Source organism: Myxococcales bacterium (genome assembly GCA_016703425.1).
Lineage (GTDB): Bacteria > Myxococcota_A > Polyangia > Polyangiales > Polyangiaceae > JADJCA01.
The window spans coordinates 427369-452980 of sequence record JADJCA010000008.1 but is presented as its reverse complement, the minus strand read 5'-3'; the positions used below and the strand labels follow the sequence as shown (position 1 = coordinate 452980).

The following is a 25612-nucleotide window of genomic DNA, read 5'->3' as shown; positions in this document are numbered from 1 at the left end:
CGCGCGGCGTTACGGGTATTGAAGCACCCGCGCGACCTCGGCGATGGTGAGCGGCGACTCCAGCAGGCCACCGTCGCCCGAGTGCGGGATCTTTCCCAGCTCGATGTTCTCAGCGCCGATGAGCTTCGACGATGCCGCCGGCACCGTGCCGTCGTCGACGCTGTAGATCGACACCCAACGAGCCGGGCCCGGCGTCGTCGGCGCGACGTCGAGCTCGGCGATGTACGCGCCCTTCTCGCAGAGCTCTTGCCAAACGCACACGGGCAACGGCGAGAGGCACGGCTCCTTGAGCCCGTGATGCATGCTCGCGATGGTCACGTAGGTGCCCACGCGGGCCGCGCCGCCGAGCGTCTTCATGTAGCGGCGCGAGCTGAGGCCGCCCATGCTGTGCGCCACCACGTCGAGGCGCGGCGCGCCCGTCGACTTGAGGATCGCCTCGGCCCAGTCGGCGACGAGCTTGGCGTTGTCGACGTTGCATCCCCACGCCGGGTCGGGGAACGTCTTCGCGAAGAGTCGATCGGCGGGCCAGCCTAGCGCCGACAGTCGCTGCATCATGACGTCGAAGTCGTTGCCGGCAGAGCGAATGCCGTGAACGAAGAGGACCGGGTCTCGCTCCGTGGGCGACGCGTCGGTGATGTCCGTGGCGTCAGCACCGCCGTCGCTCGGCGACGAGGCTGCAGGGGTCGCCCCCTTCCGGGAGGGCCGTGGCGTCGGGAATGCTTGCCGCGGTCTCGTCGGCTTTGCTGGCGCACCCCGCGAGCACAGACAACAGCGGGAGCACGCGCAGAACGACAGCCAAACGCACCCGGTTCTATACGGCCGGCTCTCCCATCGCGCCGCCGCGGTGACGGCTTAGTCCCCTTTCGCCCGCGCCGCGCCGCGCCGCGCGCTCCGCGTCCTAACGCCGTCCACGCGCGGCGTCTTCGAGGGCGCGCATCTTGTCGCCGAGCGACGCGGGCCGCGGCTCGGGAACCGGCATGTCACCCCCGTCGATGGGTCCAATCGGGTGACGCGATTCCATCAGCGCCCACGCTCCTTCGGTGGACACCAGCTTGGCGTCCGGCAAGAGCGCCACGACGGTCATCTCAAGGAGCCGCGTGTCATCGGAGCGAAGAAGGGCGTACCGAAAGCGCGTCAGATCGTGGGCCGGCAAGAGCGCGAACGCGTTCTTCTTGAGCCGCAGCGCGGCCTCGCCCCACTGCTTGTCTTTCGCCACCATGATCGGCGACACCGTCGAGTGCACGAAGCCGTGGTGCACGCGCCCGCCGCGCTCCGCGAGCGACGTGCTTGTCAGCGCGGAGAGCGCCATGGGTCGCTTCGACTCCTGAAGCGCGAGGCCCACGACAGCGCTACCGAGAGGGACCGTTTGCAGCACCGACAGCACGTCGGCGCGATCGCGCGATGACTCGACGAACAGCGGCAACGTCGCGACGATGCCGCTCAGTCCGGCGAGGCCACAAACGACGGACGGCACGAGCCGCGGCGTCGCACGCCTCCCGAGGGGAATGGCCAAAAGGAAGAACGACGGCGCCAAGAACCGATGGTGCACCAACGTGGCCCCATTCCAGTCGGCGGGTGCGAAGAGGTACCACGCAAAGACGAGCGCCCCGACGAGCGCATGCCGCCGCTCCCAGAGCGACGCGCGCTCCGTCGGCGCGTGTCGCGACAGGTGCACCGCAAGGAGGCCGAGCGCCATGGCGAACGCGAGGCCGTATCGCAACGGCGCTTCGTGCGCGCCGACGAGATCGGCGGCCATCGAAGCGAGCTTGCGCCACGGTGGGACGAACACGTTCGGGCTCGCCCTGAGCGTCAGCGGCTTCAGCGACTCTTGAAGCACGAGCTGCGTCACCGCGACAGAGACGAAGCTCAGAACCAGAACGAAGGCGAAGATGCGCCCCCGTCGCGTCGCCTCCTTGGGCGCGACAACCGCGAAGAGCCCCGCTGCCGCGAGGAACACGAACAACATGAGCTCGTGGGCCACGTAGAGCGCGGCGCCCGCGAGGAGCACCCGCGCGAGCTGCGTTTTGCTCGGCGTCGTCACGAGGGCGTCAAGCTCGGGCAAAACCGCGAGCAGGAGCGCGAGGCCCAAGAGGTTGTTCACGAGGCCCATCGTGAAGAGAAAGCCCGTCGCGATGGGCGCGAGCGCGATGACCGGCAAGAGGCTGGCCCCGAGGCTCTTGGCGAGGCGCGCGCCGCCCCAGAGGACGCCGGCGGCGGCGAGCGCGACCACGAGCTTGCAAGCCAGCGGGACACCGAAGGCGTACGAGAGGAGCCACGCGCCGAGCTGGAAGAGCTGGTTCGGGTGGCCGAAGTTGTGAACGTAGATGCCGGGCGGGTAACGCGCGGCGTCGCCGCCGTGGCGCAAGATCGCGACGACGGCCTCGTGGTGCGGCAGGTCCGTCATCGGCGGGTACGGAAACGCCAAGACCGGCACGACGACGGCGAGCGTCACGAAGAGGAGAAGCCAGCGTTCGACGCGAGGCACAAGAGACCTATAGAGCGTATTTCACGGCCATGGCACGCCGAAGTCGGGCCTCGCCTCTCGCGTTCGTCGCTCAAGAACGCTCAAGGGCGCGTGACGTCGAGGCCGTAGAGCGCCTCGTCAACGGGGCCAGCGGGCACCGAAGGCCGAAGCTCACGCAAGCTGAACCCGAGCCCCTCGAGCAGCCTGCGGGACCGAGCGTTCTCCGTGTGAACCGTCGCCGAGAAGCGGCGCACACCCTCGGCCTCGAGGAGCGCCATCATGCAGAGGGCGGCGGCGCGCGCGTAGCCGAAGCCCCAGTGTTCGCGAAAGAGCACGTAGGCGATGCTCGCGTGCTCCGCCGGCGCGACGGTGGCTTGAACGTAGCCGAGGTATTGCTCACCGCGTCGCACGGCCCAATTGAGCCAGCGCTCGGCGCCATCGGGACTGCGTCCTCTCGCGAGTCGCTCGTAGCGACGACGCAACGCCTCCGCGCTCGCGGGAGGTCTCTCGTCGATGAACGCGTAGAGCTCCGGATGGCAGAGGCCCTCGAAGAGCACCTCCGCGTGCTCCGCGACGAGCACCTCCAGCACGAGGTCCTCGCTCAGGGACCCTCGACGGCGCCGCGCTGACCGGTGGGAATGTTCAGGTTCGTGGGGGGCAGATCGCGCGCGATCGTGGAGGAGGCCTGCGTGAGGATCTCGGGCCTGATCGCCACGTCGACGTTGCGACCGCTGACGGAGCCGTGGCAGTTGCCGCAGAGCGCGTCGAACATCTCGCGCCGGAACGACTGGTGCGAATATTCGCCCGGCGAAAAGAAGAGGGTCTCGCGCTGGAGCCGCGGGAAGCGACCGCCGCTCTCCTTCGATTCGGGGACCTTCAACATGATCGGCAAGCCGCCGGGCATGACGAACTTGGCCGACCCATCGGCCTGCAAGGGGACGCGGCCGAGGAGCCTCCGCTTGTGGAAGAACGAGCCGAACTCATCCTTGCCCACGTTGGGGCCGCCGCTGGCGGCGCTCGCGAGGTCGAGCGGCGGCGGGATCTCCTCCCAGACCTCGAACGAATCGAGGGTCTCGATGGGGCGCCCCGTGGGCGTGTTCTGAAAGACCAACGACGCGAACATCGGCATGTCGTGCACGAGCACCTCCGACTCGGGCCGGCCCGGGAGGATGCGCGTGTGGCCGTTGGGCTCGTCGAGCGCCGAGCGGAAGACGCCGCGTGAGACGCGACCGTAGACCGCGACCGCATCGACCTCGGCCTGGCCCGGCTCGCCGAAGAGCTTGGTCCGCGCGCCCGTCTCCGCGTCGACGACGAAGACGTCGTAGTCGCCCGTGAAGGTCGCCGCATCGCTGGCCGCGCCGAAGCTCACGAGGAACTTCGTGCTCGGGAGCGGCGATGGCGAACGGAAGACCCCGGCCGTCGGCTGTTTGGGGCGACCCGAGACGTTCGGATCGACGAAGTGGAGCGAGCGCAGGAAGAACTCGGGCTCGAGCGACGTCGGTGACGCGGGATCGATGACCGACGGGTCCAAGGTGTAGTCGCTCGGGGTCTTGCTCTGGAAGTCGATGCCGATGGAGCGATTGAAGACGCCGAGCGCGCCGCCGCCGCCAGCGACGCCGGGATCGCTGAAGATGGCGGCGAAGTTCTTGTCGGCGAGCTCGACGACCTGCGCCGCCTCGCGGTAGCCGATGGTGCCGCGCTGCGCGAAGAGCGGGTGGTAGTCGCCGCCGTCGAGGTTGATGCGACGAAGGGCGACTTGATAGAAGCCGTTGGCGCGCTTCTCGGCGGTCATGATGACGCGACCGTCGGACATGAAGCTCGGGTGCCGCTCGAGGTTCAAGAGGTACGTGAGCTGCCGCACGCGCGCTCTACCGCTCGCCGGGTCCGGCTCGAGCACGTAGAGGTTCGCGTTGGGCTTGCTCGGATCGGCTGGCGTCCGTTGCGGGCCCTTGTAGTCGTAAGAGCCCCCATCGAGGTTGCCACGCGTGGAGGCGAAGACGACGCGCACGACGCCGCCGTCGTCGGGTGGGCTGTAAGTCGGATCGAAGTTGTGAACGAGAAGGCCGTTGTCGGAAGCGGGGCCCGCGTTCATCTCGAGGTGCTTCGCGCAGTCGGCGCCGTCGGGCGCCATCTCGTAGATCGCCAGGGGTTCGGCGGCGCTCGCGCGGGCGGCGAAGACGACGCGCTGTCCGTCCCAGCGCACCTGCGGCCGGCGGATGTCGGCGGTCGCAGCGGTGAGTCCGCACTTGGTGGTCAACGACTCGTCGGCCCCGGCGACGAGCGTTCCGTCGGCGGCGACGGTGATGAGCACGCGACGGAGATCGGCGCCGGCACGATACACGTCAAAGTCTTGCGGACGGTCCACACCGGCAAGCGCGCGGCGCACGTAAAGGACGCTCTGGAGCGCCGCGGGAGCTTTTGCGGCGCGCTCGCGCTTGTGCCACTCGGCGACGACGCAATAGGCGGGCAACGCGTCGAGGTTGCCGCCGTCGTAGTCGAGCTTCTTGTCGTCGCAGAGCTTTTGCGACGGCGTCTCGGGGAAGTCCTCGAAGAGCGGCCCGCCACGGTGGGCGATGCCGATGGCGCCCGGCGCGAGCCCGGGCCGATAGAGGTTCTTCTTGATGAGCCGGCTGGCGTTCGGGTCGACGCTCTCCACCGAGAGCTGCGCCAGCGACAGATCGTAGTTTCGCTTCGTGGCCGAGAGCGAGAAGCTGCCGCCGGAGCCGCCGCGCAGGCGGTAGTCGTGGAAGAGCGACGCCGAGTGGCACTGGACCATCATGCAGCCCTTCTTCGCGAGCACCGGCTGCACCTTGTGGGCGAAGAAGAGGAAATTCGCGTCCAGCGTCCCGAACTCCGCCGGGCCGTGCTCGCGGGCCCAGTCGAGGATGGAGACGTAACGCTCGTCGGTCGGCGAATCGAAGATCACGCCGCCCTCGTGGTACGCGCCGCCTTGCGACGGCGAGAGGGGGCGCCGCAAGAGCTCGCTGCCCTCGGGGGTCTGCGTCAGGTATTGGCGCGCCGCGAAGTAGTTCCAGCGCACGCCCTCGTCGGTGTCGCCGCACGTGAGGTAGAGGTCGTTCGACTGAGCGCCGTGGCAGTTGCCTGCCGCGCAGCCGACCTTCAGCGTGTCCTTTAGCCGCGCGTCGTTCTTGAAGCGCGCGAAGTCGGGTCGCGACGGATCGCGCGCGGCGTCGAAACCGGCGACCTGCGGAATGTCGTTCTTGCAAGGCTGCCGCGCGAGGTTCTGCGCCGGCGGGCCGCTGTTGTTCTCGCTTGCGCCGTTCTGAATCCAGCGACGGAGCGTCTGATACGCGCTGCCAGTGGGATCGAGGATCGGTCCGCCGGTGTGCTTGATGTCCGTCGTGAGCGAGGCCTTTTGGCCATCGAACGCCTGGAGCTCGACGGTGAAGTTGGGGATGTTCTTCACCAAGAACGCCGGTTGCCCGTAGGGGCCGTAGTCGAGCAAGAGATCGCGGCGCTTGGCGACACCGGCGAAGGTCGAGGTGTCGAGGTTGCCGAGGGCGTTGCCTTTGGGCGTCGCGACGTGGCATCCGGCGCCGGTGTTGGTGCGGACGCACGAGGTCACGAGCACTGGAGCGATGGTGCGCTCGAAGTAGGTCGAGCGCGTGACCTCGCTCTTCTCGCCGCAGGAAGCGAGCAGCGATGCGGCGGCAGCGAGGACGCCGGCAGCAAGCGAGAGGCGGCGGAGCATCGACGGGAGATGGTATCGCGGATCGGCGTCACGGCGCGACCAACAGGCCAACGAGGGCGGCGCCTCCGACGAATCGCACGGAGGACACCGCCCGAAGACGTGAACGTAAACTCGGCCTCGATGGCCGCACGGCTCGGTCAGCCCATTCGGTATCCCAAGGACACCGAAACGCGCCCGGCCCCCGCCAAGGCCGCCCACAAGCCCCCCCTCAGAGGCTTGTGCGCGGCTCGAGCCTCTCGTCTACGCCCACGTCTTCGAGCGATGTCCTCCTCTCATACTCAGAGTCGTCGCAGCGCGATCTGCGCCAAGTCGCGCACGAACGTGCTGGGATCCTTCGCCGCCGCCGCCTCGAGGGCGGGACGCGCCGCGGCGTCACCGAGCGCACCGAGCGCGTGGCACGCGGCGCCGCGAACGTCTGCGTCGGCGTCGTTCTGCGCCACGTTGACGAGGGCGCCCACGGCGTCTTTGGCCCGGTGCGCGCCGAGCACCTCGGCCGCTCGCTTGCGAACGACGGCGTCGCCGTCGGCCGTGAGCTTCACGAGCGTCGTCGTGTCGTTGAACGCGTTGATGCGACCCGCCGAGCGGAGCGCCGCGAGGCGCACGGTCTTGTCCGCGTCGACGAGGGCTTGCGAGAGCGCACCCTTGCCGTCGTCGTTCAAGCGGCCGAGGGCGCGAGCCGCGGCGGCGCGCACGAGCGGCTCTCCGTCTTTGGCGATGGCTTCGGCGCAGGCGTCGACGCCCGGCGTGGCCAAGAATTCGCCCAAGGCCTCCGCAGCGCGCGCGCGCCGCTTGGGCGCCGGGTCGCTCTTCAGGACTTGCAGCGTCTGCTGGTAGATCTCACCCTCGCCGAAGACGCCGAAGATGCGTCGGCGCAGCCACCAGGCCGCGATCTCGCGCGTCTCGGCGGTGTCGTCGTAGAGGAGCGGCGCGACGGCTGGAATGCACTCCATGCACTCGACGCGCTCGCCGTGTTCCAACGCTTCCCAGATGGTCGACGGCGTACCGCCGCGGGCGACGCTCAGGATGCGCTCTTTCGTGGAGAGGAACTCGACCTGATCGGGCGGGACCTGGCCGTAGACCGCCGTGGTGCCACCCACGGAAATTTCGGTGTTCGAACTGGCCACGCGTCCGCCGAGGGCGATGGCGCAGAGGCCGGCGAGCGCGAGCGCGGGCTTGAGGAAGGCGAGCGACTTCATCAGTACTTCACTCCCCCGCTGGCGAGGCCCGACGAGAGCGGCTGGAAGCCCGTGTTCTGGCGCGCGAAGTATTGGCCGCCGAGATCCATCGCGAGGATGAGCAACCTCCGCTCTTCGTCGGTGAGCTTGTGGGCTTCGCCCTTGTCTTCCGGGTGCATCGGCGTCGGCCAGGCCGTCGACCCGTCGGCGGCGCGCACGTTGAGCTTCTCGATGAGCTTCGAGGCGCGGGCGCTGCCGGGGACGCCCCACTTGGGCGGAATCGTGCCCACCACCGTGGCCTTGCCCATCTCCATCTCGAGCGCCGCCGGGTAGAAGATCGACACGTACGACGTGTTGTATTCGCGCGCCGCGCGATCGTAGTAGGCCACGAGCTTCGCCTCGCCGAGGTCGAGCGTGGGGATCTTGTAGGGCTTCGTCACGCCCGACGCGGGGTCGGTGATCGTGACGCTGTAATAAGACGTCGTCTGCGCGTTGTGGCAGCTCGCGCACTTCTCGGTGAGGAGCTTCTGCACGAAGCCCTTGCCCAGGTCGTTCTTGTCCCAGGGCACTTCCACGCGGTCGTTGATCGGCTGCATGAACGCCATCGCCTGCCGCTGCTCGGCGACCGTTGGGTTCTGCCCGAAGCGCGGCGTGCCTTGCCCGATGCGTTGCTCGTGGCAACCCACGCAGCGCCGATCTTCGCCAGGCACACCCTGAATCCACGTGCCCTGCGACCGAATGGCCATGCCGAACTTGTCGATCGGTTGGAGACGCACCGGGACGTAGGGCGGCACGTTGGCGAGCCAGCTTCCGTCGCCGTAGACGGGCGCCTCGCCGAGCACGGCCGCGCCCTCGTGCATCGTCAGGCCGAACATCGTGACGCCCTTGGCGGCTTCGCTCGAGAAGCCTTCGAGGATGCGGACCGCCGTCGCCGACTTGAGCGCCTCGACGAGCCCCGTGTCGGCGAACTGCGCGCCGGTGACGCGATCGCCGGCGAGGCTTGTTTTGGTGACGTCGATGGAGCCGAGACGCACGGGCTCGGTGGGGTCGGCGAGCCGCTGGAGATCGCCGATGATCGGCGGCTCCTTGCGCGGCGCCACGGCGATGGCGCCGAGATCCCACTTGTCGCGATCGTTGTAGACGAGCTTGTTCTTCTTGGTCGCCGGATCGTAGACGTAGATGCCGAAGTCGGGCGCCGTGCGCGATTGCTCGCTCAAGTCGTTGACGGGGCCGTCGGCCCACGACACGAGCAAGCGGCCGTCGGGCAACGCCGACGGCTCGCGGTATCGACCGACCGGTGACGGCCCGTTGCCCGTCGGAACGTCGGGCGTCAGGATCTCGTACTTCACGTTCTCTTCGTCGAGGCACGCGTGGCCAGCCTTGTCGGCGGCGGGGTCCAGGCACACGGGGTCGGCGTGGTTGCGCGCGTCGATGCGCACCAGCGCCCCGGCGTGGATCGTGCGGTTGCGGGTCGTGCCGATGCCGACCATCACGTTGGGCTCGATCTCGCGCACGTTGACGAGCGAGTTGGCGGGCTTTCCGTGCTGGCCAGCCACGGCGATCATCTGCGTCCCGTCGGGGTTGGCGGCGAAGAGCTTCACGTCGTTCACGTTGGCGACGTGCTCCCAGCGCGAGTAGCCGACCTTGCCGTCGTGGCGAACGAACGGAGCGACGGTGTGCGAAAGGTTCTGGGAGAAGAGGCGACGGTCGGCGTCGCCGCCGTCGACCGAGATCGTCGCGAGCTGGGTCACCGACCGCGAGTGCTCGTACTCGTCGGCTCGCGTGCCCATCTCGGTGTACATCTGGTTCGTCACGAAGACGATGCGGCCGCCGGGCAGGTATTCGGGTGTGAAGTCGTCTTGGTCGCCGGCGGTCTTCTGGTGAAGCTCGAAGCGATCGCCGTCGAGCTGCACCGTGTAGAGGTGGTAGTGGTCGTTGGCGTTCTTCTTCATGGAGAAGACCGCCTGCTTGCCGTCGAAGGAGACGGCGACACCGTTGAAGTCGGCCTCCGGGAACTCGGCCGTGAGGTTGATGAGCTTGCCGTCGGCGCGCGCGGGCTTCAGCATGTTGAGGCTGCCGCCGGGCACGTAGCGGTCGTAGTCGATGACCTGCGCTTGGCCGCCGGCGACGTTCACGCTGATGCCTTCCGGCGTCTGGGTCGTGTGCTCGCGCTTCACGAAGAGGATCGCCGAGACGCCGAGGTCGCCGGCCTTCTCTTCCGCGGCGCTGCAGCCGCTCGCCGTCGCACTCAGAACACCTGGCCCGAGGAGGGCAGGAACGAGCAGTCCTGCTGCAAAACGGAGAGCCGTGTGGGTGCGCTTAAGCATGATGAAGGGTCCCCAACTTGGTGAAGAGAAGCACGGTCCGAGCCAAGGCGCCGCGGTGCAAAAGCCGCCGATTCCGTCCGCCCCGACCCGCGACCTTCGGGGTCGACGCCCCGCCCGAGGGGGCGTGTCCCCTCAGGGGCAACTGTCCTACTTTCGTGGCGCGAGCTCGAAGACGTCGGGCAAGAGCTTGGCGAGCTCCACGCGCCTTTTCACCGGTTCGCCGCCCGTCGTCAGGCCCACGAGCAAGATCGGAAGCTCGCGCGCGAACTCCACGAGCACCTGGCGACACATCCCGCAGGGCGCCGCGGGCACCTTGCCGCCGGTCACGATGGCGCACGCGATGGGCTTCCTCTCGCCGGCGGCGACCATCGCAGCGATGGCGCCGCGCTCCGCGCAAATACCCGCCGGGAACGACGCGTTTTCCACGTTGCAGCCGGCGTAGAGCACGCCGCTCTCGGTCGCGATGGCGGCGCCGACGCGGTAGCGCGAGTACGGCGCGTAGGCTCGGCCGCGAGCGCGCGTGGCCGCTTCGACGAGTCGTTCGAAGATGCCGTCGAGGGGATCGACGGCGATGGCGAGCTTCTTCTTCGTCACGCTTTACTCTCCTTGTAGAGTGCACCAGCCTCTTCAATCCAGCCGCTGAGCAGCGTGGCCAAGTCGGCGCGCCGCGCGCGCGCCGTCGCTTCGACCTCCTTGTGGTCGAGCAACGTCGGCGAGATGCCCGCGGCGAGGTTCGTGATGCAGCTCATGGCTCCCACGGCGACGCCCATGTGACGGAGCGCGATGACCTCGAGCACCGTGCTCATGCCAACGGCCTGCGCGCCGAGCGCGCCGACCATGCGCACCTCCGCCGGCGTCTCGTATTGGGGCCCCAGGAGCCCCGCGTAGACGCCCTCGCGAAGCGTGATGGTTGCACGCTTCGCGACGCGGCGGAGCGCGTCGGCGAGCGCCGGCTCATAGGCCTTCGACATGTCGGGGAAGCGAGGGCCGAGAGCTTCGGGGTTCTCGCCCAAGAGCGGCGACGTGCCCGTGAGGTTCAAGTGGTCGCGGACGAGCATGAGATCGCCGGCCGCCCAAGACGGGTCGAGGCCGCCGGCGGCGTTGGTGACGAGCACGCAGCGAACGCCGAGCTTCGCCATGGTGCGCGCGCCGTGCACGACGTCGGCGACGGGGTGGCCCTCGTAGAGGTGAACCCGGCCCTGCATGCACACGACGGGCACGCCGGACACGGTGCCGAAGCACAGGTTGCCGGCATGGCCCACGACCTTGGACGAGGCAAAATGGGGAATCTCGGAATAAGGAACCTTCACGAGGTTCGTGAGGCTGTCCGCGAAAGAGCCCAAGCCGCTGCCGAGAACGACCCCGACAACGGGGCCAGCGACGGCGGGGCTGGCCGCGCTGGTTCCGCTGCCGCCGACTCGTAGGCGAATGGCCGCCACGCTCTCGTTCAAACGGTCCGTCACACCCAAAAACGCCATGGTCGGCAAGATACCTTGGAAGAGGCCTGCCCTGCCTCGGCGTTCGAGCTGCAATGAAAACGGGTGAGGTCGTCACGGGTGTGGGGGATGCGGGGGACCAGGCCAACGAGGGCGGCGCATCGCCGAAGCCGAGGCGGCGGCTGGGGCGGGGCCTAGGCCTGGGCGCACGGGCCTTGCGCCCGACGCTGGGCCTCCTGGCCTGCGTTTGCGCGGCCAGCGCGTGCGGCGTCGCCCCCATCTCGCGAGCACCCTCGAGCGCGATGAGGGTCGCGCCGCCGCGCGCGGTGGCGGCTCCCGCCTTCCTCGCGCGCGTGGGATCGCACCGCGAGGGCGCCACCGTGAGCCTTGGTGCGGCCGTCGCCGAAACATCGACTGCGAACGCCGGCGCGAACGCTAGCGCGAACGCGAACGCCAGCGAGGGTCGCTCGCTCGTGTACGTGGCCGACGAGGATGAGAACCTCCTGCGCGTCATCGACGCGAAGACGCAAGAAGAGCTTGGCGCGACGCCCTTGGACGGGCGCCCGGGTCAGCTCTTGGTGCTCGCCGACGGGAGCATCGCCGTCGCGCTCCGCGATCGCGCGCGCGTCGATGTGATGGTCCCGAGCGCAGGACTTCGCGAGCCGTTCCGTGCGCGCTCGCAGATCGCCGTCGCCGCCGAGCCCGTCGCGCTCGCCCTCGCGCCCGACGATTCGACACTCTTCGTGGCGAGCGCGTGGGGGCGCTCCGTGGCGTTCGTCGACACCTCCACCATGGCGGTGCGCGAGCGCGTGGCGCTTGGCGCCGAGGCGCGCGCCATCAGCGTCGCGGCCGACGGTCGGCACGCGTACGTGTCACACGTGACCGGCGGCGGCCTCTCGGTCATCGACGCCGACGGCGCCGTCCGCACGCTCAAGCTCGCCGCCGGTGAGGAGAGCTTCACAGGCGGCGACACGGTCTCCGAGCTCAAAGGCCGCGTGGCGGGGCAAACCTACGCGCTCGTGAAGGGGCAGGGGCTCACGGAGGGGCGCCTCTTCTTGCCGCAGACGCTCACGTTCTCAGGCGATCCGCTGGTGCAGAGCTCGGGCTACGGCGGCGACTCGTCGCGACTGTCGGCCCAAGTGTTCAACGTGGCCATCGTGGATGAGACCAAAGGGAAGGTCCTCGCCAAGTCCATCGTGCTCCCCGCCGACGCGGATCAAGACTTCGTCGCCCAGAACACGGGTACGGCGGCCGCCAAGCGCCGATGCCTCCTGCCCCGGGGCGCCGCGGCGCTGGGGCGAGCTCTTCGTCACGTGCCTCGGCATCGACGCCGTCGTGGCGTACGACGGCGCGTCGACGAGGCCACGGCAAGCGGAGCGCCGCCGCTTCGCGGTGCCCGAAGGTCCCACGGGCATCGCCATCGACAGCGCGACGTCTCGGGCCTTTGTTTGGTCGCAGTTCGCGCGAGCGCTGTCAGTCGTTGACCTGAAGAGCGAAAGCGCGGAAGGCGGGAATGTGCAGAGTGCAGCGCTTCCGCGCCACCGGCAGGCCGTCGCCGACGACGAGGTCGTGGCGCTCGGTCGGCGCCTCTTTCACGCGGCCGGCGACGAGCGACTCAGCGGCGACGGGCGCGTCTGCGCGAGCTGCCACCCCGACGGCCGCGACGACGCGCTCGTTTGGTCGACGCCGAACGGTCCGCGGCAGACGCCGATGCTCGCAGGCCGCACCCAGGGGACGGCACCGTTCTCGTGGCTCGGCGACGCAAAGACCGTCTCCGAGCACCTGGAGCACACGCTCTCGCGCTTGAGCGGCAAGGGCCTCCCCAAGGAAGATCGCGAAGCCCTCAGCAAGTACCTCGCGGTCATGTCGCCGCCTCCTTCGCCGGCCGCCGGCCCGAACGACAACGACGAGCTCCGCGCTCGCGGCGCCGCCATCTTCGCCTCCGCCGAGACCGGCTGCGCGTCGTGCCACGGCGCCAAGGGTGACGACCCCGACGGGCTCGCGCACGACGTCGGGAGCCGCGCCTCGGGCGACAAGGGCAAGGTCTTCGACACGCCCTCGCTTCGCTATCTCGGCGGAAGCGCGCCCTACTTCCACGACGGTCGCTACGCGGACCTTCGCACCATGTTGAAGAAGACCAACGGCCAGATGGGCCAGACCGCTCACCTTGCGAGCCGTGATCTCGACGCCCTCGAGGCGTTCCTTGGGAGCCTGTGACATGAGCCGCATCGCATCGGTTGGTTGTGCCCTCTCCATCGCGCTCGCGGGCGCCCTCCTCGCGCCCTGGGCCCTTGCCGAGGAGCTCGCGGCGCCGCTCGCCACGGTGCCCACTCTCAAGCTTCCTCCGCCGCTCGAAGGCGACGTGGCTCCCGACGTCACCGGCAGCCCCATCCCCGACCTCGCCCGCGCGCACTCGGAGCCCGATCGTCTCAACGCGAAAAACGGAGCCTGTTTCCGGTCGGGCCCCGTCGATGAAGCCACCACACGGGGACGCAGCGGTGAGCTTCAGCCGTTCGCGTACATTCACGGTGAGGCCCCGGTCCGCGTCCAGCGGCTGGTCGTCGACGGTCAGGGCGCGACGCTCGAGGTGGTGGACGGCTTCGTCCGCGCGAAGGGCTCGGTCGCCGTTCGCAAGTTGTCGACGCCGCTCCTTGCCGTCGCTCACGGGCCCGATGGCCTTGTGGCCTACGCGCGACGCGAAGGCCCTCTCGTGGTGGTTCTGGTGATGGAACCGGCGCGGGAGAAGGACGAAGTCCCCATGTGCCGCATGACGCAGCTCTACCTCGATCCGCGGACCGCGGGGGGCGACGAAGCGCGCGTTCCCGTGCGGCTCGCGAAGGACAAGCGCATCGCGCTCTCGGCGAGCGTCGGCGTTCTCTTGGGCAAGCCTACGGTGACCGCCGCCTTCGGCCCGCTGTAGCCATCGCGAGTGCCCTGCGGACGTCGCGAGGTTGTCGAGCGCTCGCGGACTCGATAGGAGTGTCTCGTGCGAAAACGTCTGCTCGGTTGCGTCGTGCTGGTGTGCGCCCTTCACTCCGTCGGCTGCCGCCGCGCCTCCACCGTTGCCTCCACCGATGCGGGCGCTCCGATGGCGGCGCCGCTCGTTTTGGATGCGGGCCGCGCTGCGGTTGAAGCGCGCGCGCGGGATGCGGGCGCACGAAAGCACACGGCGACAGACCGAACGGCGGTCGTGCAGGCGTTGCGAGAGGGCCGCTCGAAGGCTCAAAAGAAGGACTGGGTCGGCGCCCTAGCGACCTTTGAACGAGGGCTCGTCGTGGTCCCGGAGGACGCGACGTTGCTGGCCGAGACGGCCTGGGCTGCGTTTCAAACGAAAGACCTTCCCAAGGCCGAAGAGGCGGGGAAGCACGCCCTCCGCGCCACGTCGGCGGCGCCGTTGCGGGCGCAGGTGCTCTACACGCTCGGGCGCGTCTCTGATGCGAAGGGCGACCGCGAGGCGGCGCGCAAGTCTTATGCAGCGTCGCTCGCGCTTCGCGACAACGCGGAGGTGAAGCGGCGCCTCGAGAGCGCTGGCGGCGCGCCGAGCGCGGCGGAGGCCTGCGCGGAGGCCGACCATACGGAGGCCATGTGCCGCTGCTTGCTGGCCCACAACGAGCTCTTCCTGCTCGGAACGAAGCCCGTGTGCCGGCCCTTGCCTGTCTCCCTCGTGCTGGGAACGCCGCGGCTCACGGTGCTCCGTTGGGGCGCGCCCGAGGACGACTCCGGCGAGGCCGAGTACCTGCTCTTGGCGCGCGACGGCAACGTGCTTCGTCGCGTGGCCGAGCTTGGTCGCGACTACGAGCCGGGGGCGCTCGGCGTGCACAATGCATCGAAGGTCGTGGGCGGTGAGATGCGGAAGAGCGGCGGGCGCGATGTGTTCGTCGTCCGGTCGGACATCAACAACCTCGACATGAACCTCGCGGGCCTCGAGGAGTGTTTCGACAACCGCAAGCAAGAGACGGTCTGCGCTCTCGGCGAAGGCACACGTCCAACGCGGTGCGTTCCGGTCCCGGTGACGGCCGAGAGCGGCTGCGGCCCCGGCGTCGAGCCGGAGCCCGGTGATCTCTCGGCGAAGGAGCTGCTCAAGGAGCGGAGCGTCGACTGGAAGCGGACCTCGCTGACGCTCTCGTGGGCTGTGGCGCCCGACGGCAAGCTCGTCGTGACCAAGGGCGCCGGCGACGCGAATGCGCCGACGGCCAGCGCCGTCGGCTCATTTCCACTGTTCTGACGAGCTGCCGCTCCTCACTCTTGGGTCGCGCGCGGTTACTTGGCGCTGCACTTGATGCTGCACATCAAGTCGCCGGCCTTGCAGCCGCAGGGCGAAGCGGCGGCCTTCTTGGGCGCCGCCGGCGCGGCGCTCGCCGCCGACGTCTTCCCGGCCTTCGCGCCGCCGCTCTTCTTGCCGTAGCTCGCCTTGCCGCTCGCGGGCTTGGCCTTCGCTTCGGTCGTCGTCTCGGGGGCCGCGGCGGCCACGACCGGCGGGGGCGGCGCCGGCTCCGGCGCAGCGGCCACGACGGGCGGCGGCGGCGGCTTCGCAGCGGCGGCAGCGGCGGCCTCGACGCGCGCGTCCTCACTCCTCGAGGCGATCGCGCCGATGCCGACCATCAGCAGGAGCCCAGCGGCCGCGGCGGCGATCCAGATGCGCGGGTTGCCCTTGCCGCGGAACGCGGGGACCTCGATCGGCGCGGGCGTGAGGGAGACCTCTCGCGTGAAGGCGCCGAGGGGCGGCTCGCTCAGCGGCGCCGGGCGGATGCTCTTCGCATCGAGTGGCTTGTGGTCCGCCGCCATGAGCGCGAAGAGGTCGATGACGCCCGAGTCAGCCTTCGGCCTCGCGCTGTCGCCGGACGCGCCGCTCGTGGCGCCCATCTTCGGCAGGGGAGCGAGCTGCAGATCGGGGACCTTCGGCTTCGCGAGCTGGTCGAGGCTGAAGAGGACCGAGGTCTCGTTGCGGGCGGCCGTGAAGGGCGACGCAACCTCGCGCTCCACCACCGGCGGCGGCGCCACGGACTCCTTGGCCGCGAAGAGATCGCGCTTCGAGCGCTCGTCGTTTCGCTGCACGACGGCCGCGCGGCTCGACTGCACCGGCGCCGGCTCGGCTGCGCGCTCCGGGGCCCGGGAGCGACTGACGACGGGCGCCTGAGAGGGCGTGTGCTTGGGGGGCTTGATCGACGCCTCCGTGGGTCCGTCGAGCTCGTCCTGCGGGATGGCCTTGATCGGAGCCGCACACACGCGGCACCGAAACGTCTTTCCCCGGAGGGAGTCGTCGGCCTTGAACCGCGACTGGCAATGGGCGCAGGAGAGGAGCATGGGGAGGGGAAAAGCAAGCCGCTCGCCGCTCCGAGCCGCCCGCCCGCTCTTCCTGGCACCCGCGGGATCAGGCCGGGAAAGGCCATTTCCGGATGTGCGTTCTTAAAATTTCCACCGACCACGTGGATCACACGCGGACCAGCCTGGTGCACGATGGACCACCCGGCCATGGGGCCGACCAGCGCGGAAACGTAGGAGTCGGCCCCCGGGAGGGGGCCGCTCGAAAGGCCGATGCTGCACATCTGGTGCCTGGCGGCGTGGCCCCCGCGAACACCGGCGCGGCCGGTGCGCGTCAGCCCGGCTTCTTGAACTTCGCCCCGAGCGCGGCGCAGACCTCGGGCGGTGCGTAGCGGGTCACGTCGCCGCCGTGGCTCGCGATCTCACGAACCAGCGAAGCGGAGATGAATCCGTGCGCCGTGCGCGCCGGCAGGAAGATCGTGTCGACCTCGGGGCAGAGGTCTGCGTTGGCGTGCGCGATCTGAAGCTCGTATTCGAAGTCCGTCGCCACGCGGAGGCCCCGCACGATGACGCGAGCGCCGACCTTCGTGCAGTAGTTGATGAGGAGCCCATCAAACGAGTCGACGCGCACGTTGCCGAACTTGGACGACACGCGGCGCACCAGGTCGAGCCGCTCGTCGAACGAGAAGAGCGCGTTGCGCGTGGGATGAACCCCGATGGCGACGATGACGTCGCTGAAGATCGACGACGCGCGCTCGATGAGGTCGAGGTGACCGAAGGTCACCGGATCAAAGCTGCCGGCGTAGACGGCGACGCGCGCGATGGGGGCCGTCACGGGGCCTTCTTCTCCTCGGCCTTCTTGGCCGCAGGCGCCGGCTTCGCGGCGGGGGCTTCGCCCTTCGGCGCGGGCTTCGTGACGTCGCCCTTCGTGGGCTTCGCCGCCGGTTTCGGCGGCGTCTTGTCGGCCGGCGCCGGGGTCGTTGGGAAGAGCTCCGGTGCCTGCGGCACGGGCGGCGCGGCCGAAGGCGCACCCCGGCGCGACGCCGGCCCCAACGTGACCGGATCGGGCTCGAGCCACATGAAGCGGCCGTCGTCGCCGAAGGTCAGGCGGAACTCGGCCAAGAGGCCCGACCCGACGACGCCGTCGAGATCGACGTCGATGCTCTGCTGCGCCGGGCCCGGCGGCGCGCCTTGCACGGCGGGCACCTGCGGGAGGTCGAAGGCGCCGAGCTTGAAGGTCGGCACGGGGCCCGTGCGCATGTTGGGCAGGTTCGGATCGCTCGAGAGCTTGGCGATGTCGACGCCCGCCTTCTTCCACGCCGCGTCCGACAGCGAGAGCGGGAACGGAAACGCCGAATCGACGAGGTAGGCGCCGTTGCCGTCTTCCTTCGCGGAGAGCGCGGCGCGGAGCAACATGCCGCCGCCGCGGACGTACCAGAGCGGAATGCGGCTCCCGTCGGGCGGCGCCGGCGGTGCGCTCCGACGCACGACGAACTGATCGCCCCGCCGGTCGAGCGTGGCGTGCATGCGGCGCAGGACGTTGACGCCGAGGAGCGCCTTGATGTTGCCGCCGAGCTGGCGCGAGATGGGCGCGAGATCTTGCGTGATGGCCGGCACGTCGGTCACCTCGAGGCGGTCGCCGAAGCGAAGCGTCACCCACGCCGGCTCCTTGCGAGAGTTGGAGTCGATGACGACCTCCGACGTTCCCGTCGCGACGAGCGCGAGGATGTGCTCGCCGTTGAGCTCGCAGGGCACCACGAGCGCCGGGCCGGCCTTCGGCATCTCGACGGCGGCGACGAGCCCGCCTTCCACGCTGAAGGGCTTGCGCGTCGTGCCGCCGGACCGCGCCAGCGTGGCGATCTGCCGCGCCCAGGGATCTTTGACGGCGGGATCGCGGAGCAGCGTCTCGAGCGCGTCGGCGGCCGCTTCCACGTCGCCGGCGTACCAATGGGCGCGCCCGCGGAGGCCCAGCGCGTCGGCCGAGGTCATGCCCTCCGTGAGCTTCGCCGCCTTGCCGTATTCGAGTCGCGCCAGCGCCAAGCGCGCCGACAGCATGCGGATGTCCGGGTCGCTGGGCGCCGCCTCAAAGGCCGATTGGGCGGCTTGCGACGCGTCGTCAAAATCGCCGGAGCGATAGCTCGCCTGCGCGCGCGTGAACCATTTCTCTGCCAGAGGCGTTCGGTTGGGGCCTTCGGCTTCGCCGGCGGGGCCGCAGTGGTTGAGCGCCATGGTGAGGACGACGCCGGAGAGGAGAGGCGAGGAGAGCTTCATGATGGCGACTCTGAGATCGGGCAGCGGGGAGGGAGAGGAGATCAGCTTGGTTTTGGCGCGCGGTCGGGCTGGTCGGAGGCCTGGTCGGCGTGCTCGCCGGCGTGCTCGTCGGGGATGGGGGAAACGGTCAGGATCCGGTCGGTCCTAAGCTCGCGTCGCCCTCGACCAGGCAGCTGATAGCCGATCACCCGCGGGGGGTCGAGATCGGTCCGCAACTCGGTGAAAACCATGTCGAGCGCCTCCGGTTTGCGGCGGCTGGGGCGATACACCGTTCGCACCGGGGCGCCGCGCTCAAGGGCCGCGCTGCAAGCCTCGACGATGGCCGTGCGGGCCATGCGTTCGGCGATGCGCACCTCCCATAGATCGCGGGCGCTCACCGGTGCGAGGACCTTCACCGTCTCCTCGAAGACGCGCCGTAGCGCCGCCACGTCGTCGCCGGCGCGGTGGGCCTTGGGCCGCACGATGCCGAAGTGCGCACACAGGGACTCCATCGAATGGCTCGAGAGCGCGAGGGCGCGGCGCGCGAGGATCAAGGTGTCGAGGTAGTGGCCCGCGCGCGTTTGCCGACCGGCGCGCACAAGCTCCATCTCGAGGAAGCGCACGTCCCAGGAGGCCGCGTGGGCCACGAGAATCGCGCCGTCGAGCAGCGCCTCCACGTCGGTCACGACGTCGTCGAAAGGGCGCGCTCCCGCGAGCATCGCGCGCGTGATGCCGTGGACGTGTTCGTTGCCGATGCTGGTCTTCTCGGCGAGCTCCGCCTCCGTGAAGGGGCAGACCAACGTCTCGAGGCGGGCTTGCACCTCGCCGCCCACCACGCGTTCGAGGCACAGCTCGATGACGCGATGGCGCGCGACGTCGAGGCCGTCCATTTCGAGATCGACGAAGAGCAGTGGCGCTTCTGCGAGCGGCACGTCCCAGGGCGGGCCCGCCGGCGGCGGGGCCGTTCGGTCTTTGCGCCCGTCGGTCAATCGCGCTCGAGGAGCATCGCGATGCCTTGACCGACACCGATGCACAAGGCGGCCATGCCGCGCCGCGCGCTGCGCGCCTTCATGGCCCACGCGAGCGTGCCGAGGATGCGCGCGCCGCTCGACCCGATGGGGTGCCCGAGCGCAATGGCGCCGCCGTTGACGTTGACGCGGGTCGCGTCGAGCTCGAGGCCGCGGATGCACGCGATGGACTGGGCCGCGAAGGCTTCGTTGAGCTCCACCAGGTCGAGATCAGCGCTGGTCCACCCGGCGCGCGCGAGAGCCTTCTTTCCCGCGGGGATCGGGCCTTCGCCCATGAGCCGCGGCGCAACGCCCGCCGTCGCGAAGGCGACGACGCGCGCCAGCGGGGTGAGCTTCTCGCGCTTCACGACCTCCTCCGAGACCACGAGCACCGCGGAGGCACCGTCGTTGATCGGCGAGCTGTTGCCGGCGGTGACGGTGCCGCCCTTTCGGAAGACCGCGGGGAGCTTGGCGAGCGCGTCCATCGTGACGTCGGGTCTCGGGCACTCGTCGGCGCCCACGACCACGGGCTCGCCCTTCTTCTGCGGGATCGACACCGGCACAAGCTCGCTTCCAAAGGCGCCCTCGCCCACGGCGCGGCCCGCCTTCTGCTGCGACTCCATGGCGAAGCGATCTTGCTCTCCCCGCGTGAGCTTCCACTTCTCGGCGACGTTCTCCGCCGTCTCACCCATCGAGTCGAGCGTCATGCGCGCCGCGAGCCTGGGGTTCTCGAAGCGCCAGCCGAGCGTGGTGTCGACGAGCACCGGCGGCGTCCGCGAGAAGGCTTCGTCGGGCTTGCGCATCGCGAAGGGCGCGCGCGTCATGCTCTCGACGCCGCCGGCAAGGACGACGTCGGCGTCACCGGTCCAGATGCGCATGACCGCGTCGGTCACCGCTTCGAGGCCCGAGCCGCACAACCGGTTCACCGTGACCGCAGGGATCGTCTCCGGAAGACCCGCGATGAGCGCGGCCATGCGCGCCACGTTCCGGTTGTCTTCGCCGGCCTGGTTGGTGGCGCCGAAGATGACGTGATCGATGGACGGCGCGACGGCCGGCGTCCGCTTGAGCAGCGCCTCGATGAGGTGGGCCGCCAAGTCGTCGGGCCGAACGCTCGCGAGGGCGCCCTTGTATTTGCCGATGGGCGTTCGCACCGCGTCGACGAGGAACGCTGTCTTCACGGCGTTCATCGCGCACCCCCTCTCGCGGCGGGTCCGAGCGTCGGCACGCCGTCCTTCCAGACGTAGAAGCCTTGGCCGCTCTTCTTCCCGAGCTTGCCTGCGCGCACCATCGTGCGGAGCAGCGTCGGCGCGCGGAACTGTTCGCCGACCTCCTTCGTCAGGTGATCGAGGATCGCGAGCCGCACATCGAGGCCCACGAGATCCGTCAGCTTGAGCGGCCCCATGGGGTGGCGGTAGCCAAGCTCCATGGCGCGGTCGATGTCGGCGGCGTTGGCTACGCCCGACTCGAGCATCCGAATCGCTTCGGCGCCCAAGATGACGCCGAGGCGGCTCGTGGCGAAGCCCGGCGAGTCGTTGACGACGATGGGCGTCTTGCCGAGGAGCTTCGCGTAGCCGAGGGCGCGCTCGACGGCGACGTCGCTCGTGGTGAGACCGCGCACGATCTCCAAGAGCTCCATCACGGGCGGCGGATTGAAGAAGTGCATGCCCACGGTGCGCTCGGCGGCACCGAGCCGCGTGCCCAGCTCCGTCAGCGAGAGCGACGAGGTGTTCGACGCGAGGAGGCAGTCGGCCTTCGCCGTCGCCATCGCTTCCTTGAAGACGGCGAGCTTGAGCTCCATCGACTCGGGGACCGCTTCGATGATCAGGTCCGCGCCGTTGGCGGCGGCCCCGAGCGACGCTTGCGGCTCGAGCTGCGCGAGCGTCTTGTCCTTCGCGTCGGCCGTGAGCTTGCCTTTCTGGACGAGCTTCTCGAGCTGCGCGCCGATGTCCGCGATGGCGCGTTCGGCGCGGCCCGCCTCGGCGTCGAAGAGCCGCGTCTTGAGACCGGCTGCGGCGGCGATCTGCGCGATGCCGCGACCCATGGTGCCGGTGCCGATGACGGCGACGGCGGTTCCCTCAAGGTTCATGCTCGAGCCGTAGCGCGAGCTGGGCTCCGCGGGAAGTCGCTCGGCGCGTGCCCTCGTGCGACGCCTCCGGTGGCAAGACGGCGAGCTAACCCACGAGGACGGCGCCGCCGTTCACGTTCAGGATCTCACCGGTCATGAAGTTCGCCATCTCGCTGGCGACGAAGGCGATGGGGCCGGCGATTTCCTCCGGCGTCGCCACGCGACCGACGGGGATCTGTTTTTCGACCCACGCGCGCGTGGCGGCGTCGCTGAGGGCAGGCTCCGTCATGGGGGTCCGCACCCAGCCCGGCGCCACGCAGTTGACCAGGATCCCGTGGGGCGCCAGCTCCGTCGCGAGGCTCTTGGTCAAGCTGATGACGGCGCCCTTGGTGGCCGCGTAGTGGGCGTGCTCCGCTTCGCCGCGCTGACCTGCGGTGCTGGCGACGAAGACGATGCGGCCCGCGCGACGCGGCTTCATGCGGCGCACGGCGGCCCCGCTCACGCTGAAGACGCCGCGCAAGTTGGCGTCGAGCATCTCGTCGTAGTCGCCCTCGGTCATGCCTTCGATGGGGGCGCCCTTCCAGATGCCGTGGTTCAAGACGAGGACGTCGAGCGGGCCGAGGGCCGCTTCGAAGTCGCTGACGAGGGTCTCGCCGGCTTCCCAAAGCGAGAGATCCGCGCGAAGGGCCGCGGCGCTCCGGCCCAAGGCGCGAGCGCCTTCGACGACGGCCGCCGCGCCCGCCGCGTCGCCCTTGTAGTGGACGCCGACGTCGGCGCCGAGCTTGGCAAAGAGCGACGCCGAGGCCGCACCGATGCCCTTGCTCGCGCCGGTGACGAGGACGCGCTTGCCGCTGAAGTTGAGCAGGTCGAGCGGCATCATGCCGCGTCTTCGTCGTCTTTGCTCTTGGCCGCCAGCGCGGCGCCGCACTTGCACTTCTTGGGGACGTGATTCTTGTGGTACGCGCGCTCGCACCGCGTGCAGAGCCGCGCGTCGGGCTCGAACGAGATGATCTTGTCGGAGGCCGCGCAGCGAAGGTCCATGATCTGGAGCGGGTTGAGCTTCACGACCTCACCCTCGATGCCTTCGGCGGAAGCCGTGATGCGTTCGCGGACGTCGTCCCCGAGGTCGACCACGTCAGGAACGCGGGCCTTCGCTTCCTTCGCGATGGCCGCCGCCGCGGGGCCGTGGCTCGCGATGCGGACGGTGATCGAAAAGGGCACCGTGGCTTCGTCTTTTCCCGCCACGACCAGCGCTTCGAGGCCTGAGTCCCAACGAATCGATTCGACCTCGTGCCACGGCATGCGGCGCGTCGACGAGCCCTTGTCGATGGCCAAGCCGCCGTCGCCTACGCGGAGGCCGGGCTCGCCGCTCGTGCCGAACCAGAACGCGCCGCCGATGAGCGCCGTGCCGCTCGCGAGCAGCCACGGGATGAACTTGTACGGCTCGTCGACCTTGAGGCTGCCGAACTGCCCGTACGCGCCGGCCCCTGCCAAGAGAGCGCCGAGCCCACCTAAGACAGACACCACCTTCGGGCTGCCGGAGCTCTTGGGGTAGTAGCGGCGTTCGAGCCGCTCGCGCTTCGATTTCGCCTTCGCCATGGGGCCCGAACCATAAGGCAAACCGCGCCCCGTTGGAATCGCCTCGCGGGGCGCGGCGTGGAGGTCCTCCCAATTCGGAGACGTGCCAGGTCCCGGTACGTCGACGCTACTTCGACAGCAGGCCGAGCGCCTCGCGGACCAAGACGTCGAGCGGCTGATCCAACCTCGGGCCGAGCTGGGACACGGCGCGCTCGGCTTCTGCGGGCCGGTACCCCATGCGCGTGAGCGCCGAGAGCAAGACCTCGGAGGGCCCGCTTGGCGGCGCCGCCGCCGGTCCCGCCGCCGGACCCTTCGCGTCCTGTTTCGTGACGGGGACCGACTCAAGCTTTCCCTCGAGCTCGAGGAGCAAGCGCTCGGCGGTCTTCTTTCCGATGCCGGGCACCCGCGTGAGCATCGCCGCGTCCTTCAGGGCGACGGCCTTGGCCAGCTCCGCCGTTGGCAGGGCGCTCATGATTTGAATGGCCGTCTTGGGGCCGACGTTGGAGATGCCGATGAGGGTGCGGAAAGCGATGCGATCACCCTCGGTGGCGAAGCCGAACAAGATGAGCGCGTCTTCGCGGGCGTGCGTGTGGACGAAGAGCGTGACGTTGCCCGCTTCGTCGGTCCGCGCCCGGCCCACGGTGCCGAGCGGCGCCATGAGGTCGTAGCCGACGCCGTGAACGTCGACGAGGAGGTTCCCGTCGTCTTGTTGCTCCGCTTTCCCCGTCAGTCGCCCAATCACCGCGCCACCCGTTTGCTCGGCCGTTTTTCGTCGCTCGAGCCGCGCCGCCTCCGCTCTGGTCGGCGCCGCGCGCGAGCGATGGTACCCTACACGTCCCATGGCGGCCTCGCCCGAGATTCCCTTCGGCCTCATGCAGCAAAAGAAGGACGCGGCCGTGGGGACGGACTTCGCGGAGTTCTTGGCGTGGCTCGCCAAGGCCACGGGGCTTCCCATCAAGGCGAAGCCGGCGGCCACCTACGAAGAGCTCGACCGCATCGTGGCCTCGGGGGAGGCCTTGCTCGCGTGGGTCCCGCCCATCGTGTTCTTGCGGCTCGATCGCATCGGCGCGGCGACGCCGCTCGTCACGCACACGCGCGCCGCTGGCGTCACCTACGAGTCGGTGCTCATCGTCAACACGGCGTCGGCGATCCGCGCGCTTGATTCGCTCCGCGGCACGCGCGCCGCCTGGGTCGATCCGTGGAGCGCCGCCGGGTACGTGCTGCCGCGGCTCAAGCTCGCCACGCTCGGCATGGACCCGCGCGAGACCTTCAAGGAAGAGCGCTTCGCCGGCTCCCACGACGCGGCGGTGAAAGCCGTGCTCGACGGCAGCGCCGACGTCGCCGGCACCTACGCGCGTCGCGACGCCGACGGTCGCTTGGTGCGCGGCGGATGGACCGAGATGGCCGAGGCCGACGGGCAGATCCACATGCTGACGACCTTCGGGCCCATTCCGAGCGATCTCATCGTGGCCCACAAGACGCTGCCGGCGCCGACGAAACAGGCGGTGACGAAGGCGCTCTTGTCGTCCCCCGAAGGCCCCATCGGGCCCCTCGTGCGGAAGATCTTTGGCGTTCAAAAGTTTCGGCAGGGTGGCCTTCCGAGCTTCGGAGCCTTGCGGCGCGCCATCGACGGCGCCGTAGCGCGCGGCCTCTTTCCCGGGGCGAGGTGAGCGCTCCGCCGGACGAAGGCGACTCGGAGTCGAAGCGGAGCACAGCGCCGCCGCCGCCCGCGTCGTCGGTGGAGCAACGTCCCAGCAATACGGAACCGGGTCTCGCGACGGGCGCAGGAGAGTCGAACCGCGGCCTCTGGGTGCTCGTCGCGGGCCTCATCGTCCTTTCGTCGTCGGCCCTCGTCTTCGTTGCCTCGACGAAGCGACTCGTGAACAGCTCGGCCGTCGGGGAAGCGACGCAGATGGTTCAACTGATCCGCGTCGCTCAGGAGTCGTACCGAGCGGAGAAGGGCCACTACGCGAACGTTTCGGCGACGCTCGACGAGCGCCTCTGTCCTCTGGCGCCGGTGAACGGCAAACCCGTTCCTTGGGACTCCAATTGTCCCGGTGGCGGGAGCGAGGCTTGGAGTGTCTTGCCCCTCCACGTCGAAGGGCCCCTCCGCTTTCGCTACGCGAGCGTCGCCGGCAAGGTCGGACAGGACCTTCCGCGCTCGCCGACGGGCATGCCCCGAGCCGCGGATTTCGGCGGCAGCGGCAAAGGGCTCAACGACTGGTTCGTCTCATCGGCCAAGGGCGACACCGATGGCAACGGCGCCTACGTCTTCGTCGTGGCTACGTCGTGGTCGAACGCCGTCTTCGTCGACAACGAAGGCGAATAGCTCGCCG

General features: G+C 69.6%; 23 protein-coding genes. 6 read left to right on the top strand and 17 right to left on the bottom strand.

What is annotated here, in order from left to right:
* Window positions 1-9: 9 nt before the first annotated feature.
* The 8 genes from IPG50_16945 to IPG50_16910 all read right to left on the bottom strand — a co-directional run bounded on the left by IPG50_16945 (window position 10) and on the right by IPG50_16910 (window position 11156).
* Window positions 10-795, bottom strand: coding sequence for a hypothetical protein (locus IPG50_16945; GenBank protein MBK6693872.1), 786 nt, complete (start codon window positions 793-795; stop codon window positions 10-12).
* A gap of 103 nt (window positions 796-898) precedes the next feature.
* The gene (locus IPG50_16940) at window positions 899-2485 is read right to left on the bottom strand and encodes a hypothetical protein (protein MBK6693871.1); all 1587 of its coding nucleotides are present in this window, start codon (window positions 2483-2485) and stop codon (window positions 899-901) included.
* 80 nt (window positions 2486-2565) lie between these two features.
* Window positions 2566-3054 carry a GNAT family N-acetyltransferase gene (locus tag IPG50_16935; protein ID MBK6693870.1) on the bottom strand — a complete coding sequence of 163 codons (489 nt, stop codon included), beginning with the start codon at window positions 3052-3054 and terminating at the stop codon, window positions 2566-2568.
* An 11-nt stretch (window positions 3055-3065) separates the two neighbouring features.
* Window positions 3066-6176: a hypothetical protein gene (locus tag IPG50_16930; GenBank protein ID MBK6693869.1), complete on the bottom strand. Its 3111-nt coding sequence runs from the start codon at window positions 6174-6176 to the stop codon at window positions 3066-3068.
* Between the two features lie 278 nt (window positions 6177-6454).
* The gene (locus IPG50_16925; GenBank protein MBK6693868.1) at window positions 6455-7372 is read right to left on the bottom strand and encodes a HEAT repeat domain-containing protein; all 918 of its coding nucleotides are present in this window, start codon (window positions 7370-7372) and stop codon (window positions 6455-6457) included.
* Window positions 7372-9678, bottom strand: a complete 2307-nt coding sequence (locus IPG50_16920) for a hypothetical protein (protein MBK6693867.1) — start codon at window positions 9676-9678, stop codon at window positions 7372-7374. Before IPG50_16920 ends, IPG50_16925 begins: the two co-directional genes overlap by 1 nt.
* Window positions 9679-9825: 147 nt before the next feature.
* On the bottom strand, window positions 9826-10227 hold the full coding sequence (locus tag IPG50_16915) for a cytidine deaminase (protein MBK6693866.1): 402 nt from the start codon (window positions 10225-10227) through the stop codon (window positions 9826-9828).
* A 41-nt stretch (window positions 10228-10268) separates the two neighbouring features.
* The gene (locus IPG50_16910; protein ID MBK6693865.1) at window positions 10269-11156 is read right to left on the bottom strand and encodes a purine-nucleoside phosphorylase; all 888 of its coding nucleotides are present in this window, start codon (window positions 11154-11156) and stop codon (window positions 10269-10271) included.
* 260 nt (window positions 11157-11416) lie between these two features.
* On the opposite strand from IPG50_16910, the gene IPG50_16905 reads away from it, so the two are divergent.
* The 4 genes from IPG50_16905 to IPG50_16890 all read left to right on the top strand — a co-directional run bounded on the left by IPG50_16905 (window position 11417) and on the right by IPG50_16890 (window position 15339).
* Window positions 11417-12598 (top strand): hypothetical protein, encoded by a 1182-nt coding sequence (locus IPG50_16905; GenBank protein ID MBK6693864.1) that lies wholly within the window; start codon window positions 11417-11419, stop codon window positions 12596-12598.
* The gene (locus IPG50_16900; protein MBK6693863.1) at window positions 12507-13331 is read left to right on the top strand and encodes a hypothetical protein; all 825 of its coding nucleotides are present in this window, start codon (window positions 12507-12509) and stop codon (window positions 13329-13331) included. Before IPG50_16905 ends, IPG50_16900 begins: the two co-directional genes overlap by 92 nt.
* 1 nt (window position 13332) lies before the next feature.
* Window positions 13333-14034, top strand: coding sequence for a hypothetical protein (locus IPG50_16895; protein MBK6693862.1), 702 nt, complete (start codon window positions 13333-13335; stop codon window positions 14032-14034).
* Between the two features lie 66 nt (window positions 14035-14100).
* Window positions 14101-15339 (top strand): hypothetical protein, encoded by a 1239-nt coding sequence (locus IPG50_16890; protein ID MBK6693861.1) that lies wholly within the window; start codon window positions 14101-14103, stop codon window positions 15337-15339.
* Between the two features lie 35 nt (window positions 15340-15374).
* Here the strand turns inward: IPG50_16890 and IPG50_16885 are convergent, their stop codons facing one another.
* The 9 genes from IPG50_16885 to ruvA all read right to left on the bottom strand — a co-directional run bounded on the left by IPG50_16885 (window position 15375) and on the right by ruvA (window position 24150).
* Window positions 15375-16418 (bottom strand): hypothetical protein, encoded by a 1044-nt coding sequence (locus IPG50_16885; GenBank protein ID MBK6693860.1) that lies wholly within the window; start codon window positions 16416-16418, stop codon window positions 15375-15377.
* A gap of 292 nt (window positions 16419-16710) precedes the next feature.
* Window positions 16711-17199 (bottom strand): pantetheine-phosphate adenylyltransferase, encoded by a 489-nt coding sequence (gene coaD / locus IPG50_16880; GenBank protein ID MBK6693859.1) that lies wholly within the window; start codon window positions 17197-17199, stop codon window positions 16711-16713.
* A gap of 8 nt (window positions 17200-17207) precedes the next feature.
* A complete protein-coding gene (locus IPG50_16875; protein ID MBK6693858.1) occupies window positions 17208-18647 on the bottom strand; it encodes a tetratricopeptide repeat protein in 1440 nt (479 codons plus the stop codon).
* Between the two features lie 41 nt (window positions 18648-18688).
* Complete coding sequence (locus IPG50_16870) at window positions 18689-19615, bottom strand: 3'-5' exonuclease (GenBank protein MBK6693857.1); 927 nt, start codon at window positions 19613-19615, stop codon at window positions 18689-18691.
* The gene (locus tag IPG50_16865; protein ID MBK6693856.1) at window positions 19612-20811 is read right to left on the bottom strand and encodes an acetyl-CoA C-acyltransferase; all 1200 of its coding nucleotides are present in this window, start codon (window positions 20809-20811) and stop codon (window positions 19612-19614) included. Before IPG50_16865 ends, IPG50_16870 begins: the two co-directional genes overlap by 4 nt.
* A 5-nt stretch (window positions 20812-20816) precedes the next feature.
* Window positions 20817-21719, bottom strand: coding sequence for a 3-hydroxyacyl-CoA dehydrogenase family protein (locus IPG50_16860; GenBank protein ID MBK6693855.1), 903 nt, complete (start codon window positions 21717-21719; stop codon window positions 20817-20819).
* Window positions 21720-21804: 85 nt separating this feature from the next.
* On the bottom strand, window positions 21805-22575 hold the full coding sequence (locus tag IPG50_16855) for an SDR family oxidoreductase (GenBank protein ID MBK6693854.1): 771 nt from the start codon (window positions 22573-22575) through the stop codon (window positions 21805-21807).
* Window positions 22575-23297, bottom strand: coding sequence for a PH domain-containing protein (locus IPG50_16850; GenBank protein MBK6693853.1), 723 nt, complete (start codon window positions 23295-23297; stop codon window positions 22575-22577). Before IPG50_16850 ends, IPG50_16855 begins: the two co-directional genes overlap by 1 nt.
* Window positions 23298-23403: 106 nt before the next feature.
* Complete coding sequence (gene ruvA / locus IPG50_16845; protein ID MBK6693852.1) at window positions 23404-24150, bottom strand: Holliday junction branch migration protein RuvA; 747 nt, start codon at window positions 24148-24150, stop codon at window positions 23404-23406.
* Between ruvA and IPG50_16840 the strand changes: the two genes are divergently transcribed.
* Both IPG50_16840 and IPG50_16835 read left to right on the top strand, forming a co-directional pair.
* Window positions 24116-24946: a phosphate/phosphite/phosphonate ABC transporter substrate-binding protein gene (locus IPG50_16840; GenBank protein MBK6693851.1), complete on the top strand. Its 831-nt coding sequence runs from the start codon at window positions 24116-24118 to the stop codon at window positions 24944-24946. The two genes, ruvA and IPG50_16840, sit on opposite strands and share 35 nt — an antisense overlap.
* The gene (locus IPG50_16835; GenBank protein ID MBK6693850.1) at window positions 24943-25605 is read left to right on the top strand and encodes a hypothetical protein; all 663 of its coding nucleotides are present in this window, start codon (window positions 24943-24945) and stop codon (window positions 25603-25605) included. Before IPG50_16840 ends, IPG50_16835 begins: the two co-directional genes overlap by 4 nt.
* The last annotated feature ends 7 nt before the right edge of the window (window positions 25606-25612 follow it).